Raw genomic sequence first — 15,256 nt, 5'->3', positions numbered from 1 at the left:
CCGGTGGGTCACGCCGCGTCAGCGCACCTTGGGACGGTAGCGTTATTTGCATGAGTGAATGGCATATCGGCCCCTGCCTGGGTTTTGACTTGGAAACCACCGGTGTTGACACGAATACCGCGCGCATCGTGACCGCTTCGGTGGTGTTGCTGGATTCCTCCGGGCAGATCCTGAACCAACGCGAGTGGCTGCTGGATCCCGGAGTGGAGATCCCGGAGGCGGCCACAGCGGTACATGGGGTCACCACCGAGCGGGCGCGCGCCGAGGGCGTCGCGGCCGCGCGGGGGGTTGGCGAAATCCTGAACCTGTTGCAGTTCGCGTCCCAGCAGGCACCGATCATTGCCTTCAATGCCTCCTATGACTTCTCGGTCCTGCACACCGAGGCACTGCGCCACGAGCTGGTGCCCTTCATCCCGGGCAACGTGATCGACCCCTACGTCCTGGACCGGCAAATGGACCGCTATCGCAAGGGCAAGCGCACCCTGGAGGCGGCGTGCCAGCACTATGGGGTGGTCTTGGAGAACGCGCACACCTCCTTCGCGGATGCGGTCGCCTGCGTTGGGGTGGCCCGCGCCCTGGCCTCCCGTTACCCGGACCTGCTGGTGGATCCGGCCGAGCTGCACGGCCAGCAGATCCGCTGGGCCCGGGAGCACGCCGAGAATTTCCAGCAGTACCTGCGCCGCACCAGGCCCGAGGCGGTCGTTGACGGCGCCTGGCCCATCAAGGATTCCTAGGCGCTTCGAGACCTAATTCACAGCCGTGCCCAGCGGCTCGTGATGGCCGCCACGAGCCCGGCGGGCGTCCATCCTTTTTTGTGAATGATGTTCACTCAAAGATTCTTCGACCTCATCCGTGAGATAGCGGAGCTTTACGGAGCATTACCGACTGTGCAGGGCGATTCGGTCGATAATATTCGACGGTGATTCAATTGGGGGTACTCTCTTTACCCTTGAGAATTGAAGGACCACCACCCTGTGATTACGATCAAGGACCTGCGCAAGGTCTACCGCCAAGGCAGCGATACCGTTGTTGCCCTTGACGGGGTTAGCCTCGAAGTCCCCACCGGGAAAATCCACGGCATTGTCGGACACTCCGGTGCCGGCAAATCCACCCTGGTTCGGTGTTTGACCCTGTTGGACCAACCCACCAGCGGAACGGTTGCCGTCAACGGCCAGGAGCTGACCAACATCGGTGACAGCCAGCTGCGCGAAACCCGCCGGCGCATCGGGATGGTGTTCCAGCACGCGAATCTCTTCGATTCACGCACCACCGCCCAGAACGTGGCCTACCCGCTGGAACTGAGCGGGATGTCCAAGAAGGACAGCGCGCACAAGGTCCGCGAACTGCTCGAGCTGGTGGGGCTGGGCAAGTTCAGCAACGCCTACCCCTCCCAGCTCTCGGGCGGGCAGCGCCAGCGCGTGGGCATCGCCCGCGCCCTGGCCACCGACCCGGACGTGCTGTTGTGTGATGAGCCGACCAGCGCCCTGGACCCGAAGACCACCGATGAGATCCTGGACCTGGTCAAGGCCCTGCGTGACCGGCTGAACATCACGGTGCTGATCATCACCCACGAAATGCACGTGGTGAAGCAGGCCTGCGATTCGGTCTCCCTGCTGGAGGCCGGGCGCATCGTGGAGCACGGGGACCTGGAAAGCGTGATCAACACTCCCGGCTCCACCCTGGCGGCCACCTTGCTGCCGTTGCCCGGCGAAGCGCCGCAGGCCGCCGGGCAGGGCCCGGTGCTGGACATCATCTACTCCGGGGCCCAGGCCAACGAGCCGGTGCTGTCCGGGCTGTCCCGGCACTTCGACATGGACGTCAACGTCATGGCCGGCTCGGTGGAACAGATGGGCGAGCACCAGTTCGCCCGGCTGCGCATCCAGCTGCCGGCCAGCGCCAACACCGAAGAAGTGGTGGCCTACCTCGAATCCATTGACGTCGCCGTGGCTCTGAAGGGAAGCGGAAAGTGAACGAATTTTTCAACGACCTGCTGACCAACCCGGGGATCACCAAGGCCATGTGGCCGGCGACCGTCGAAACCCTGCAGATGACCGCGATTTCCGGGATCTTCACGGTGCTGATCGGCCTGCCGCTGGGCATCTTGCTGCACACCACCGACAAGGGCGGGCTGACCCCGGTGCGCTGGCTGAATGTGGTGCTCTCGGGCATCATCGTGAACATCACCCGGTCGATCCCGTTCGCCATCCTGATGGTGGCCCTGATCCCGTTCGCGGCACTGGTCGTCGGCCAGGCGCTGGGGCCGATCGCGGCCTCGGTGTCGCTGACCATCGGCACCGTGCCGTTCTTTGCCCGCCTGGTGGAGACCGCGCTGCGCGATGTCTCCTCCGGCAAGGTGGACGCCGCCCTGGTGATGGGCTCGACCAAGATGCAGATCATCCGCAAGGTGATGGTTCCCGAGGCCCTGCCCGGCCTGGTGGCCGCCACCACGACCACAATCGTCACGCTGATCGGCTACTCGGCGATGGCCGGCCTGGTCGGCGGCGGCGGGCTGGGCCGCCTGGCCTACAACTACGGCTTCCAGCGTTACGAGCCGACCATCATGCTGGTGACCCTGGTGATCATCCTGCTGCTGGTGCAGATCGTGCAGCTGCTGGGCGACTGGCTGGCCCGCAGGGTCGACCACCGCTAATCGGCCGCAGCCCCTCCACAACCCGCAAACCCCGCCCGCCGCCGAAAACCCGGCGGGCATCAACCGAACAAAGGACAACACCATGCTGCGCAAGAAACTCGCACTTGCCGCCACCGGCGTCGCCACCGTGCTGGCCCTGACCGCCTGCGGCGGCGGAAGCTCCCCGGAACCGGCCGCCGACGCGAGCCTGGACCCGGCGAACCCGACCGTTGTGAAGGTCGGCGCCAGTGCGGTGCCGCACGCCCAGATCCTGGAGTACATCGATGCCAACCTGGCCAAGGATGCCGGCATCGACCTGGACATCACGGAAATCGATGACTACCAGACCCCGAACATCGCCCTGGAAGACGGCACCATTGACGCCAACTACTTCCAGACCGAGGCCTACCTGGCCGACCAGGTCAAGGCGAAGGGCTACAAGTTTGAGCATGGCGAGGGCGTGCATGTCGAACCGCTGACCGCGTTCTCGCAGAAGTTCGACAAGCCCGAGGATGTCACCGACGGGGCGCGCGTGGTGCTGAACAACGACCCGGTGAACCAGCTGCGCGGCCTGCGCGTGCTGGAGTCGGCGGGTCTGCTGAAGAACCTGGCCGACGGGGATTCGGCGTTGACCGTTGAGGGCGATGCCGAGAAGAACCCCAAGGGCCTGACGTTCGAGGAGGTCAACTCCGAGCAGGTGCCGCAGTTCTACAAGGACGGCAAGTCGGCGGACCTTGCCCTGGTCAACGGCAACTACATTGTCCAGGCCAAGCTGAACCCGGAGGAGATCCTGTACCAGGAATCGGCCGAGAACAACCCGAACGCCAACTTCCTGACTTGGCGCGAGGGTGAGGAAACCGCGGCGATCGCGAAGCTCGAAGAGCTGCTGCACTCCGATGAGGTGCACAAGTACATCGAGGACACCTGGAGCGACGGCAGCGTGCTGCCGGCCACCAACAAGTAAACCGGTTCCGCGGCCCGGCGCCAGCACCCGCACACCGGCAAGGCAACGGCCCGCCTCCCCTCGTGGGGAGGCGGGCCGTTGCCTTGCCCGCTTCCGGCGGGTTCGGGCTCAGCGTGGGCGGATCAGGCGCTGGCGTTGGCGGCGGCGCGGGCCGCGGCCGGCAGCGCGTTGATGATCCGTTCCATGGCCGCATCATCGTGTGCCGCAGAGACGAACCAGGCCTCGAAGACGCTCGGGGGCAGGTAGACCCCGGAGTCCAGCATGGAGTGGAAGAACGGGGCGTAGCGGAACGCCTCCTGCTTCTGCGCCTCCGCGTAGTTCTGCACCCCGGTGTCCGCGGTGCCGAAGGCCACCGAGAACAGCGTGCCGGCACGCTGGATCGAGTGGTTCACCCCGGCCTCGTTCAGCGCGTTGACCAGGGCGGTCTCCAGGGCCTGGGACTGCTTGGCGAGGTGGGCGTAGACCTCGTCGGTGGCGTGGGTCAGCTGGGCGATCCCCGCGGCCATGGCCACCGGGTTCCCGGAAAGGGTTCCGGCCTGGTAGACCGGCCCCAGCGGGGCCAGGTAATCCATCACCTCGGCGCGTCCGCCCAGGGCGGCGGTGGGCAACCCGCCGCCGATGACCTTGCCGAAGGTGTACAGGTCCGCGTTCCAGCCCTCTTGCCGGCCGGTCAGCCCCCAGTACCCGGCGTCCGAGGCCCGGAAGCCGGTGAGCACCTCATCCAGGATCAGCAGGGCGCCGTGCTGGGCGGTGGTGTCCTTCAGGAACTTGTTGAACCCCTCCTGCGGGGTCACCACGCCCATGTTGCAGGGCGCCGATTCGGTGATGACCGCGGCGATGTTCTGCCCGTGCTCGGCGAAGGCCTCCTCCACGGCGGTGCGGTCGTTGTAGGGCAGCACCAGGGTCTCGGCGGCGGTCGCGGCGGTCACCCCGGCCGAGCCGGGCAGCGCCAGGGTGGCGACCCCGGAACCGGCCGAGGCCAGCAGCCCGTCCAGGTGCCCGTGGTAGCAGCCGGCGAACTTGATGATCAGCTCGCGCCCGGTGTAGCCGCGGGCCAGGCGGACCGCGGTCATCGTGGCCTCGGTGCCGGTGGAGACCATCCGCACCCGTTCCACCCCGCCCATGCGCTGCTTGATCAGCTCACCGAGCTTCACCTCATCCGGGGTGGAGGCCCCGAAGGACAGCCCCTGGTCCACCGCGCGGTGCACGGCGGCCTGGATCTCGGGGTGCTGGTGCCCCAGCAGGGCCGGGCCCCAGGAGCAGACCAGGTCCACATACTCGTTGCCGTCCACATCGGTGAGGTAGGCGCCCTTGGCGCTGGCCATGAACGGGGGCACCCCGCCCACGGAGCCGAAGGCCCGCACCGGGGAGTTCACTCCCCCGGGCATGACCTCTTGGGCCCGGGCGAAGAGTTCATCTGATTTCGACATCTACTTCTTTCCTTCGTTTAACCAGCCAGCCACTTCGGCGGCCCAATAGGTCAGGATCTGCTGCGCCCCGGCACGCCGGATGGACAGCAGGGATTCAAGGATCGAGGCCTTGCGGTCAATCCAGCCGTTCGCGGCGGCGGCCTCGATCATCGAGTACTCCCCGGAGATCTGGTAGGCGGAGACCGGCACGCTGCAGGCCGCGGCGATGTCCGCGACGATGTCCAGGTAGCTCATGGCCGGCTTGACCATCACCATGTCCGCGCCTTCGGCCAGGTCCAGTTCGACCTCCACCAGCGCCTCGCGGCGGTTGGCCGCGTCCATCTGGTAGGTGCGCCGGTCCCCGACCAGCTGGGAATCCACGGCCTCGCGGAACGGGCCGTAGAAGGCGCTGGCGTATTTGGCGGCGTAGGCCAGGATCGCGGTGTTGGTGTGCCCGGCCGCTTCCAGGGCCTGGCGGATCGCGGCGATCTGCCCGTCCATCATCCCGGAGGGGCCCAGCACGTGGGCGCCGGCCTCGGCGTGCATCACCGCCATCTGCGCGTAGATGGCGTTGGTGGCGTCGTTGTCGACCTGACCGTGGGCGTCCAGCACGCCGCAGTGGCCGTGGGAGGTGAATTCGTCCAGGCACACGTCGGACATGACCACCAGTTCGTCCCCGACCTCGGCGCGCACCGCGGCGATCGCCCGGTTCAGGATCCCGTCCTCGGCGATGGCCCCGGAGCCGGTCGCATCGCGCACCGCGGGCACGCCGAAGAGCATGATGCCGCCCAGGCCCCGCTCGGCGGCCTCGGTGGCGGCGGACTTCAGGGTGTCCATGGTGTGCTGCACGACCCCGGGCATGGAAGCGATCGGGTTGGGTTCGCTGATCCCCTCGCGCACGAAGGCCGGCAGGATCAGCTGGCGGGCACTGAGTTCATGTTCGGCGACCAGCCGGCGCATGGCCGGGTTCTGGCGCAGCCGGCGTGGCCGGTGTTGCGGGAATGACATGGCAACTTCCTCCATCGGTTCGGGACCTGAAACGGTCCGGGCTAAGTGTGTGGGCGGTGCTGGCCAGGCTCCGGTTCGCGTTGCAGCAGCCGGCGGGCGCAGTCGGCCAGGCCCGCGGGGGTGGGGTCCGCGGCGGTAGCGTCCACCCGGATCCCGGCCTGTTCCATGGCCCGGGCGGTGGGGGCACCGATGGCGATGGTGCCCAGCCCGGCGGCCAGGCTGGTTCCGGCCAGTTCGGCGAAGCGGCGCACGATGCTGGGGGCGGCGAACACCACCAGCTGGCTGTGCGGCAGCGCGCCGAGCATCTGCTGCGGGTCCAGGACCCGCACCCCGTCCGGTGCCGGCAGCGCGTGCACCGGATGCTGGTCGCCGCCGGCCGGGACGGTGGCGTAGGCGGTGACTTCATCCAGCGCCACCTGCCAGCCGCGCAGCCCCTGGCTTAGGGTGGGGCTGGCCAGGTCCCCGTGCGCGTAGAGCACCCGGGTGCCCGGCGGTAAAAAGAACTCGCGCACCATCCCGGCGGCGGACTGTTCGGCGGGCAGGAAGTCCGCCTCGCGCCCCAGCAGCCGACCGGCGGCCGCCGCGGTGCTGGCACCCACCGCCGCGAACCGGGTGTGCGGGGGCAGGGGGCGGCCGGCCAGGCGCTGGGCGAGCACGTGCACGGTGCTCACCGAGGTGAGCATGACCCACTGGTACTCCCCGGCGGCTAGCCGTCCCACGCGTTCATCCAGCGCCGTCAAATCCTGCGGCCACACCGTTTCGATCAGCTGGGTGCAACTGGAGTCGATGCCCAGCCGGGCGAACTCGGCGACGGTGGCCGCCGCCCGGTGGGCGGCGCGCAGGATGATCGCGTGCGGGGCCATGGGCGCCTAGGCCAGCCCGGCGATGACCGCCGCGCCGTTCTCCAGCATCCGGTGGGCCAGCGCCCGGCCCACGTCCAACGCCCCGGCCTCATCGCGAACCGGTGCCGCGTGGGACTGGCGCATGATCTGGGTGCCGTCGGGCCGGCAGGCCACGGCCTCCAGCACCAGCTGTTCGCCCTCGAAGTGGGCCAGGGCCCCGATCGGGGCGGCGCAGCCGGCCTCCAGGGTGTTCAGCAGCGCCCGTTCGGCGGCAACCTGCCAGCGGGTGGCGGTGTCATCGAAGCGTTCCAGTGCGGCATCAAGTTCGGGGGCGCCGCTGCCGGTGGAGCGCACCTCCACGGCCAGGGCCCCCTGGCCGGGGGCCGGCAGCATGATCGCCGGGTCCAGGTATTCGGTGATGTGCCGTTCCATCCCCAGCCGGTGCAGCCCGGCCGCGGCCAGGATCACCGCGTCCAGATCCCCCTGCACGGTGCGTCCCACGCTGCCGTCATCCAGGGTTTCGCCCACGCCCTTGACCCGGCCGAGCCGGGTGGGCACGTTGCCGCGGATGTCCACGATCTGCAGGTCCTTGCGGTGGGCCAGCAGCTGGGCGGCGCGGCGCGGGGAGCCGGTGCCGATCTTGGCACCGTCGGGCAGCTGGGCCAGGCTCAGCCCGTCACGGGCGCACAGCGCGTCCCGCACGTCCTCGCGGACCGGGATCGCGGCCAGCACCAGGCCCTGGGGCTGCACGGTGGGCAGGTCCTTGAGCGAGTGCACGGCCAGATCGCACCCGGCATCCAGCAGGTGCTGGCGCAGTGCGGCGGCGAACACGCCGGTGCCGCCCAGGGTGGCCAGGGATCCGGTGACCACATCCCCCTCGGTGCGCACCAGCACGGTGTCGGCGCGCAGCCCGCTCAGCTCGGCCAGCTGGTTTGCGGCCCACGCGGTCTGGGTGGTGGCCAGGGCGCTGCCCCGGGTTCCCACGGTGAAGGATTCGCTCATGGCTGGGGCACCCCCACCTCGGAGTCCATCCCGGCGATGGTCGGGCGCAGGGAGCCGTCCTGGGCCGGCTTCACGCAGCACGCGGCCGGGCACACGTCGAACCACGGCCCGCCGGCCACGGCGCTGACCCGCCCGGTGCGCCGCGGGGCCCCGTCGGGGCCGGTCAGGCGTTCCTCGATGACGTCGATCAGTCCGGAGACGAACTTGGTGTGGGTGCCGGGGGTGGGCACCCGGCAGAAGGCCAGGCCCAGTTCGGCGCAGGTGTCCTTCGCCTCGGTGTCCAGGTCCCAGAGCACCTCCATGTGGTCGGAGATGAAGCCGATGGGCACCACCACCACGCCGGCCACGCCGTTGGCGGCGTCCTGTTCCAGCGCGTCGTTGATGTCCGGTTCCAGCCACGGAATGTGCGGGGCCCCGGAGCGCGACTGGTAGACCAGCGAATCCTCCAGGCCCTCGGCCTCGGGCACGTGGGCCAGGATGTGGGCGGCGACCGCCCGGTGCTGGGCGGTGTACAGGTTCTCCGGGTAGTTTTCGTGCTCGGCGGCCGGCCCGGCGGCGTTCGCGTCGCTCATCGGGATCGAGTGGGTGACGAACACGATCTTGATCCGTCCCTCCGGGTTCCCGCGATCGGCCAGCTGCTCACGCACGTCGGCCAGGGACTGCCTCACCCCGTCGATGAACGGCTCCACGAAGGCCGGGGTGTCAAAGAACTGGCGGACCTTGTCCACCTCCACCACGCCCTCCAGCCCGGTTTCGCGCAGCCCCATGCCCAGATCCTCACGGTACTGGCGGCAGGCCGAGTACCCGGCGTAGGCGCCGGTGCCCAGCAGCAGCACCTTGCGGTGCCCGTCCGCGGCGATCTGCTTGAGCGTGTCGTTGATCATCGGGTACCAGTTGCGGTTGCCCCAGTAGACCGGCAGCTGGATGCCGCGGGCCTCCAGCTCGGCCTCCAGGGCCGCCTTCAGCGCCCGGTTCTGGGCGTTGATCGGGGACACGCCCCCGTTGGTGCGGTAGTGGACGGCCACCTCCTCCAGGCGCTCATCGGGGATGCCGCGCCCGGCGGTGACGTTGCGCAGGAACGGGATCACGTCCTCCTGGCCCTCCGGTCCGCCAAAGCTGGCCAGCAGCAGGGCGTCGTAGGGCTTGGGGGTCATGGTGCCGTTGGCGTCATACCCGGTGCGCGGGTCGAAGTCCTGGTTCACTGCAGGACCTCGGCAACCTCGGCGGCGCTGATGCGCCGGCCGGTGTAGAACGGGGTTTCCTCGCGCACATGGTGGCGGGCCTCGGTGTAGCGCAGGTGGCGCATCATGTCGACCAGGTCGATCATGTCATCGGCTTCCAGGCAGACCTGCCATTCGTAGTCGCTGAAGGAGAACGCGGCCACGGTGTTGGCCAGCACGTTGGGGAAGTCGCGGCCCAGGATGCCGTGGTCGCGCAGCATCTTGCCGCGGGAGGCCGGGTCCAGGGTGTACCAGTCGTGGGAGCGCACGAACGGGTAGACGGTCATCCATTCCTTGGCGTCCAGGCCGCGGGCGAACGCCGGGGAGTGGTCCTTGGCGAATTCGGCCTCGCGGTGCACGGCCATGGTGGAGTAGGCGATCTCGGTGCCGGCAAACAGGGCGCTGCGCCGGATCCGGCGCATGCCCGCCTGCAGCAGCTCGGCGGCCGGGCCGTGGATCCACACCATGACATCGGCGTCCTGGCGCATCGCGGAGACGTCGTAGAGCCCGCGCACGCTCACGCCCTGGTCGGCCAGCTCCTGAACGAGGGTTTCGAACTCGGCCGCACCCTGCCCGCGCTCGGCCGGGACCGAACGCTTGAAGACGGTCCACAGGGTGTAATACATGGTGGCGTTGCCGGCGGCCTCGCGGTCACGCAGCACCGGTGAGTTGTTCTCTGGACGTTCAGTCATGGTTCTCTCCTCGGTTGGATTCTCGGTCAATGGTCTTGGTGGCCGGCGCATGGGTCCCGGGCCGGCGGGTCGGGGTGGGGCTAGCTGGCGCTGATGGCGACCTGGGCCCTGGTGTGGGCGATGACCCGGGCCAGGCCGGTGCCCGAACGCCAGGCCCCGACCACGCTGAGCCCCTGCAGGTCCTGCAGCGCCTCATCCAGCCGGGCGTTGGCCTGGCGCTGGGCGCTGCCGGTGAGCGGCACCATGTCGCTGAAGCGGGAGATCGCGCTGCCCAGCACGTCGTCCTCGCCCACGTCCACGCCCAGGATGGTGGCGGCGTCGGCTATCGCCTGGCTGGTCAGCGCCGCGTCGTTGCCGGCCTCCACCAGCGGTTCGCGGTGCCCGATGCGCCCATAGGACAGCCGCACCACGTGGGTGCCCGGTCCGGTGGCGTCCCCCAGCCACGGCCATTTGGCGGTGGAGTGGGTCAGGGCCTTGGCCTTGATCGTCGAGCCCTCGGTGACCAGCACCCCGCTGCCGCGCGGGGCCTCGTCCAGTTCGGGCTTGTCCACCACCAGGATCACCAAGGCAATGGAGTTCGACTCGCGTCCGGCGCCGGCCAGGGTGCCGGCCGGCAGCAGCGGCTGCAGCAGCGGGGCCGCGGCGGCGGCTTGGGTGGCCACCACCACCTTGTCGGCGTGCAGCACCTCGGTATGGCTGGTGACGGTGAAGGGTTCGGCGGCCTGCGGATCATGGGCCAGGGCGGTGACCGGGGCGTTGCGCACCAGGTTCACCCCGGCCTCGCGCAACTGGGCCGTCAGTTCGGTGATCAGCGTGTACATGCCGTCCTGCAGCCCGGCCACCCGGGAACCGGCCGGGGCCTGGCCCTGCAGCTGGGCGACGGCGCGGGCCAGCGAGCCGGTGTCCTGCATCGCCTGGCGCAGCCCGGGCGCGGCGGCGTCGATGTCCACCTGGTTCGGGTCGGTGGAGTACACCCCGGCCACCACCGGGGCGACCAGCTGCTCCAGAACGGCCGAGCCCATCCGCTGGCGCACCACCTCGCCCACGCTCAGCTTCTCGGTGGCCCACTTCTTGGGCATCGGGGTGACCAGGTCGGCGGCGGCGCGCACCACGGCCGGACGGCCAATCAGGGCCCGGACCTCGTCGCTGCGCACCTGGGCGGGGATGCCCATCAGGGAGCTGGCGGGCATCGGGTGGGATTCAACGTGCTCGTCGCGCTGCTGGGTGAGCCAGGCGCTCATCCCGCTGGTGGGCACGATCTTCTGCCCCATGTCCAGCTCCTGCAGGAACTCGGCCACCGTGTTCGAGCGCACGGCGAAGGATTCGGCGCCGGCATCCAGCTGCAGCCCGGCCACTTCCATGCGGCGCAGGCACCCACCGAAGTCGGCGGCGGCCTCCAGCACGGTCACCCGGTGCCCGGTCTGCTGCAGTTCGTGGGCGGCCACCAGCCCGGAGATCCCGCCGCCGATCACGATCGCATGCGGTTTGCCCGCCTGCTCGCCGGCCGTGTCCGGGCCGGGACGCTGGGTGGAGGTGCGGATCTTCTCCAGTAGGCGCAACGCATGGGCGGCGGCGTCGGTGGCGATGTCACGGCGCACCCGTGTCGTCGATGGATTGTGCCGGGCCTGCTGGCCACGCTCGTCAATCATGTTCCTACGCTAACCCCTTGCCTGTTTCGGCGTGTTGTTACCACTTGATCTTGGGCGCCGCGTTCGGTGCGGCGCTGCCGGCGGCCGGTGCCGGTGGCGGGAACCGCACGGCGCCCGCCACCAGCTTAGTCCCCCTCGGCTACAGCGAATGAATGAGTTCGACCACTTTGCTCAGCACCTCCGGGTCGGTGTTCGGCGGCACCCCATGACCCAGGTTCATCACGTGCCCACGGGCGGCCTCACCGCGCCGGGCCACCTCACGCACGTGCGCCTCAAGCACCGGCCAGGGGGCGAAGAGCAGCGCCGGGTCGATGTTGCCCTGCAGGGAAACCGTGTCCCCCAGGCGCTGGGCGGCCACATCCAGCGGAATGCGGTAGTCGATGCCCACCGCGTCCACCCCCACATCGCGCATGGCGGTGAGCAGTTCCCCGGTGCCGGTGCCAAAGTGCACCAGCGGCACGCCCAGGTCCCGCACATGATCCAGGGTGCGCACCGAGGCCGGGGCCACGTGCTGCTGGTAGTCGGCCAGCGGGAGGGAGCCGGCCCAGGAGTCAAACAGCTGCGCGGCCGAGGCGCCGGCCTCCACCTGGGCGCGCAGGAACTTGCCAGAGGCGTCCGCGGCCCAGTCCATCAGCGCCTTCCACACCTCCGGTTCGGCGTGCATCATGGTGCGCGGGCCCAGGTGGTCGCGGCTGGGCTTGCCCTCGACCATGTAGGCGGCCACCGTGTAGGGGGCGCCGGCGAAGCCGATCAGCGGGGTGGAGTCCAGCTCGGCGACGGTCAGCGCGACCGCCTCGCGGATCGGTTCCAGGGATTCGTCGGTCAGTTCGGGCAGGGCCGCGACCTGTTCGGCGGTGCGCACCGGCTCGCTGAGCACCGGACCGACCCCGGGGACAATGTCCACCCCGATTCCGGCCAGGCGCAGCGGAATGACGATGTCGGAGAAGAAGATTGCCGCGTCCACCTTGTGCCGGCGCACCGGCTGCAGGGTGATCTCACTTGCCATCGCCGGGTTCAGGCACGAATCGAGCATCGTGGTGCCCTCACGCAGTTCGCGGTATTCGGGCAGCGAGCGCCCGGCTTGGCGCATGAACCACACCGGGGTGCGGCGCGGGGTGCCGCCGCGCAGGGCGGTAATCAGGTCGGAATTACTCGTACGTCCATCAACCATCGGATGGTGTGCAGGCAGGGTCATGTGCCCAATTCTGCCAAGTCTTGGCAACAAATGCCCACCCCGCCGGGTGAGCAGGCTCACGAGGTGAGCAAGATAACCTCTACGACGTGTCGAAAAACCTCTACAACTCGTCGAAAACTTTTCTACAAAATGTCGAAAACGGCCTCGAGGATAGGTTCACCTTCGTTGTCGAAACAGGTACCCAGGCCTAATCTAGGTATCACTGTGGTTTACCTATCTCTCGTTGCATCTCACTCGCAGCTCGATCTGGAAACCGTGGCACAGCTCAGCGCCGCGGCCACCGAGCTGGCTCCCGCGACCCTTCAGGCCTGCGACAACATCAACGGCACCGTGGTGTTATCCACCTGCAACCGGTTCGAAATCTACGCCGATGTCGCCTCCCCGCTCTCCGCGGCCACCGAACTGGTTCACCAGCTCTCCTCCCACAGCGGCGTACCCGCCCACCTGCTGGACAGCAAGCTGCTGCGCTTCGAGGGACGAGCCGTCATCGACCACCTCTTCTCCGTGGGCGCGGGACTGGACAGCGCCGTGGTCGGTGAACGCGAAATCGCCGGACAGGTGCGCCGCGCCCTGACCCAGGCCCAGCAGCAGAAGACCACCACCGGCAACCTCACCCGCCTCTTTGAATCGGCCACCCGCGCCGCCAAGGACGTCGGTTCCCAAACCGCACTGGGCGCCCAGGGCAAGTCCGTGGTCTCCGTGGCCCTGGACCTGGCCGATGACCTGATGCAGGCCAACCGCTCCTGGCAGGACCAGGAAGTGGTGCTCTTTGGCACCGGAGCCTACGCCGGGGTGACCCTGGCGCTGCTGCGTGAACGCGGCGTGAAGCACATCAAGGTCTACTCCACTTCCGGGCGGGCGGCGGACTTCGCGCAGAAGCGCGGCGTGCAGGCCATCAGCACCGAGGAACTGGAGCAGGCCCTGCGCCAGGCCGACGTGCTCGTGGGCTGCAGCGGCAGCGGCACCCAGCTGGCCGCCGAGCGGCTGGCCGCACTGCGCGTGCCGCGCCACCCGCTGATCGCCATCGACATGGCCCTGACCCACGACTTTGACCCGGCCCTGGCCGAGCTGTCCGATGTTGAGCTGATCACCCTGGAATCGGTGCGGATGGCCGCGCCGGACGAACAGTCCCTGGCCGTATACGAGGCCCGCAAGATCGTGGCCCGCTCCGCCGAGGAATTCGACGCCTCCCAGCGTGAACGCGACGCCGACCAGGCGATCGTGGCACTGCGCCGGCACACCCAGCAGGTGCTGGAAGCCGAGGTCGCCAAGGTCCGCTCCCAGCACGGGTGCACCGCCGCAGCGAACGAGGTGGAACTGGCCATGCGCCGGATGATGCGCCAGCTGCTGCATGTGCCAACCGTGCGGGCCCGCGAACTGGCCGCCGAAGGACGCACCGAGGAGTACGTCCAGGCGCTGAACACCCTCTACGGCCTGGAACTGCCGCAGGCCGGCGCCCCGGCCCCGGCGGCCCAGCCCACCCCCTCCCCGGCGGTGCAGCCGGCCAGCTGCCCACTGCAGCAGGACACCCGAAGCGCCTAGCCCACCGCGTTGCCGCGCCTCGCCGGCCCCTCCCGTTCAGGGCTCTGGCCACCGCGAAGAGCGCCACTTTTGCAACGCAACGTGGAATACTACACACAAGGAGGCTTCCCGGCCTGCCCCTGACCAGGGGAGCCGCGAGCCCGGGCCACCACGCTGAAAGGCACGAGATGTCGGGTACCGATGAACGCAAGGGGACACGCACCCAACGCCTGCCCCGCGAGGCCCGCCGCCGCCAGCTGCTGGCCGCCGCCCACCAGGTCTTCGTGGCCCACGGCTACCACGGGGCGTCCATGGATGAGATCGCCGAGGTCGCCGAGGTCTCCAAGCCGGTGCTCTACCAGCATTTCCCGGGCAAGCGGGAACTGTACCTCGCGCTGCTGGACGTGCACCTGGCCGAATTCTCCGAACTGCTGGACACCGCCATCTCCTCCACCGATGACAACCGCCAGCGCGTCTACAACACGATCGACACGTATTACCAGTACATCAGCCGTGAATCCCAGGCCTACCGGCTGATCTTCGAATCCGATGTGCTGGCCGACCCATTGATCTCCGAACGCATTGAGAAGTTCAACGCCCAGCTCTCGGAGGCCATCGCCGCGGTGGTGGTGGCCGATACCCCGCTCACCGAGGACGAGGGCAACCTGCTGGGCCGGGCCCTGGCCGGGCTTTCCCAGGTCTCCGCCCGCTACTGGGCGACCACCGACAGCGCCGTGCCGCAGCAGACGGCGATCGAATTGATCTCGCTTTTAGCTTGGCGCGGAATTGCGCGGTTCCCGAAAGAAAAGTAGCTAGATTTGGTTCTAGGTCCAGCGTATGGGCGCAGCAGGCGCCCGCACGGGGCAGTCAATGAACCTTCGAGAGGATCAAGAACTCCATGGAAATCCGTATTGGCATCCAGAATGTCGCCCGCGAAGTCGTGCTCGAATCCGACAAGGACAACGCTGAAATCTCCGAAATCGTTGCCAAGGCCTTGAATGACGGCGGGCAGCTGCGACTGACCGACAACAAGGGCCGCGACGTGATCGTCCCGGTTCCGGGCATCGCCTACGTTGAGATCGGTCCGGACCAGGTGCGTCGCGTGGGCTTCGCCCAGTAGCGCCC

At 68.7% G+C, this 15,256-nt stretch carries 15 protein-coding genes; 7 read left to right on the top strand and 8 right to left on the bottom strand.

From position 1 onward, the window contains the following. The first annotated feature begins 50 nt into the window (after positions 1-50). The 4 genes from FDN03_RS12315 (at position 51) to FDN03_RS12300 (ending at position 3,593) form a co-directional block, all read left to right on the top strand. Positions 51-734, top strand: coding sequence for a 3'-5' exonuclease (locus FDN03_RS12315; protein WP_138177459.1), 684 nt, complete (start codon positions 51-53; stop codon positions 732-734). Between the two features lie 240 nt (positions 735-974). Continuing rightward, positions 975-1,970 (top strand): ATP-binding cassette domain-containing protein, encoded by a 996-nt coding sequence (locus FDN03_RS12310; RefSeq protein ID WP_138177457.1) that lies wholly within the window; start codon positions 975-977, stop codon positions 1,968-1,970. 47 nt (positions 1,971-2,017) lie between these two features. Further along, positions 2,018-2,650 carry a methionine ABC transporter permease gene (locus tag FDN03_RS12305; RefSeq protein ID WP_138177622.1) on the top strand — a complete coding sequence of 211 codons (633 nt, stop codon included), beginning with the start codon at positions 2,018-2,020 and terminating at the stop codon, positions 2,648-2,650. An 82-nt stretch (positions 2,651-2,732) separates the two neighbouring features. Further along, positions 2,733-3,593, top strand: coding sequence for a MetQ/NlpA family ABC transporter substrate-binding protein (locus tag FDN03_RS12300; RefSeq protein ID WP_138177455.1), 861 nt, complete (start codon positions 2,733-2,735; stop codon positions 3,591-3,593). A gap of 122 nt (positions 3,594-3,715) precedes the next feature. Here the strand turns inward: FDN03_RS12300 and hemL are convergent, their stop codons facing one another. The 8 genes from hemL to hemE form a co-directional block, all read right to left on the bottom strand. Next, positions 3,716-5,023 carry a glutamate-1-semialdehyde 2,1-aminomutase gene (gene hemL, locus FDN03_RS12295; RefSeq protein WP_138177453.1) on the bottom strand — a complete coding sequence of 436 codons (1,308 nt, stop codon included), beginning with the start codon at positions 5,021-5,023 and terminating at the stop codon, positions 3,716-3,718. Next, positions 5,024-6,010: a porphobilinogen synthase gene (gene hemB, locus FDN03_RS12290; protein ID WP_138177452.1), complete on the bottom strand. Its 987-nt coding sequence runs from the start codon at positions 6,008-6,010 to the stop codon at positions 5,024-5,026. It lies immediately after the preceding gene. Positions 6,011-6,051: 41 nt separating this feature from the next. Beyond that, on the bottom strand, positions 6,052-6,873 hold the full coding sequence (locus FDN03_RS12285; protein WP_138177450.1) for a uroporphyrinogen-III synthase: 822 nt from the start codon (positions 6,871-6,873) through the stop codon (positions 6,052-6,054). Between the two features lie 6 nt (positions 6,874-6,879). Then, positions 6,880-7,854: a hydroxymethylbilane synthase gene (gene hemC, locus FDN03_RS12280; protein WP_138177448.1), complete on the bottom strand. Its 975-nt coding sequence runs from the start codon at positions 7,852-7,854 to the stop codon at positions 6,880-6,882. Then, complete coding sequence (locus FDN03_RS12275) at positions 7,851-9,008, bottom strand: ferrochelatase (protein ID WP_138177620.1); 1,158 nt, start codon at positions 9,006-9,008, stop codon at positions 7,851-7,853. The genes hemC and FDN03_RS12275 overlap by 4 nt, the downstream gene beginning before the upstream one ends. A 44-nt stretch (positions 9,009-9,052) precedes the next feature. Further along, positions 9,053-9,766 (bottom strand): hydrogen peroxide-dependent heme synthase, encoded by a 714-nt coding sequence (hemQ, locus tag FDN03_RS12270; RefSeq protein WP_138177446.1) that lies wholly within the window; start codon positions 9,764-9,766, stop codon positions 9,053-9,055. Between the two features lie 80 nt (positions 9,767-9,846). Then, positions 9,847-11,415: a protoporphyrinogen oxidase gene (gene hemG / locus FDN03_RS12265; RefSeq protein ID WP_138177444.1), complete on the bottom strand. Its 1,569-nt coding sequence runs from the start codon at positions 11,413-11,415 to the stop codon at positions 9,847-9,849. Positions 11,416-11,554: 139 nt separating this feature from the next. Continuing rightward, positions 11,555-12,610, bottom strand: coding sequence for a uroporphyrinogen decarboxylase (hemE, locus tag FDN03_RS12260; RefSeq protein ID WP_138177442.1), 1,056 nt, complete (start codon positions 12,608-12,610; stop codon positions 11,555-11,557). Between the two features lie 204 nt (positions 12,611-12,814). Here hemE and FDN03_RS12255 point away from each other — a divergent pair, with 204 nt between their 5' ends. From FDN03_RS12255 to FDN03_RS12245, 3 genes are all read left to right on the top strand, one after another. Beyond that, on the top strand, positions 12,815-14,152 hold the full coding sequence (locus FDN03_RS12255) for a glutamyl-tRNA reductase (RefSeq protein WP_138177440.1): 1,338 nt from the start codon (positions 12,815-12,817) through the stop codon (positions 14,150-14,152). 167 nt (positions 14,153-14,319) lie between these two features. After that, on the top strand, positions 14,320-14,943 hold the full coding sequence (locus tag FDN03_RS12250; protein ID WP_138177438.1) for a TetR/AcrR family transcriptional regulator: 624 nt from the start codon (positions 14,320-14,322) through the stop codon (positions 14,941-14,943). Positions 14,944-15,029: 86 nt separating this feature from the next. After that, a complete protein-coding gene (locus FDN03_RS12245; RefSeq protein ID WP_138177436.1) occupies positions 15,030-15,251 on the top strand; it encodes a DUF3107 domain-containing protein in 222 nt (73 codons plus the stop codon). Positions 15,252-15,256 lie beyond the last annotated feature (5 nt).

Source organism: Glutamicibacter sp. V16R2B1 (assembly GCF_005774635.1).
In the GTDB taxonomy this organism is placed as follows: domain Bacteria; phylum Actinomycetota; class Actinomycetes; order Actinomycetales; family Micrococcaceae; genus Glutamicibacter; species Glutamicibacter creatinolyticus.
This window is presented reverse-complemented; position numbering and strand designations above follow the sequence as displayed.

Bases quoted from the DNA above. Each gene is read 5' to 3' on its own strand.
- hemC (WP_138177448.1), bottom strand. From the start codon at position 7,854: ATGAGCGAATCCTTCACCGTGGGAACCCGGGGCAGCGCCCTGGCCACC.
- FDN03_RS12285 (WP_138177450.1), bottom strand. From the start codon at position 6,873: ATGGCCCCGCACGCGATCATCCTGCGCGCCGCCCACCGGGCGGCGGCC.
- FDN03_RS12300 (WP_138177455.1), top strand. From the start codon at position 2,733: ATGCTGCGCAAGAAACTCGCACTTGCCGCCACCGGCGTCGCCACCGTG.
- hemG (WP_138177444.1), bottom strand. From the start codon at position 11,415: ATGATTGACGAGCGTGGCCAGCAGGCCCGGCACAATCCATCGACGACA.
- hemQ (WP_138177446.1), bottom strand. From the start codon at position 9,766: ATGACTGAACGTCCAGAGAACAACTCACCGGTGCTGCGTGACCGCGAG.
- FDN03_RS12315 (WP_138177459.1), top strand. From the start codon at position 51: ATGAGTGAATGGCATATCGGCCCCTGCCTGGGTTTTGACTTGGAAACC.
- hemE (WP_138177442.1), bottom strand. From the start codon at position 12,610: ATGACCCTGCCTGCACACCATCCGATGGTTGATGGACGTACGAGTAAT.
- FDN03_RS12275 (WP_138177620.1), bottom strand. From the start codon at position 9,008: ATGACCCCCAAGCCCTACGACGCCCTGCTGCTGGCCAGCTTTGGCGGA.
- hemL (WP_138177453.1), bottom strand. From the start codon at position 5,023: ATGTCGAAATCAGATGAACTCTTCGCCCGGGCCCAAGAGGTCATGCCC.
- hemB (WP_138177452.1), bottom strand. From the start codon at position 6,010: ATGTCATTCCCGCAACACCGGCCACGCCGGCTGCGCCAGAACCCGGCC.
- FDN03_RS12250 (WP_138177438.1), top strand. From the start codon at position 14,320: ATGTCGGGTACCGATGAACGCAAGGGGACACGCACCCAACGCCTGCCC.
- FDN03_RS12245 (WP_138177436.1), top strand. From the start codon at position 15,030: ATGGAAATCCGTATTGGCATCCAGAATGTCGCCCGCGAAGTCGTGCTC.
- FDN03_RS12305 (WP_138177622.1), top strand. From the start codon at position 2,018: ATGTGGCCGGCGACCGTCGAAACCCTGCAGATGACCGCGATTTCCGGG.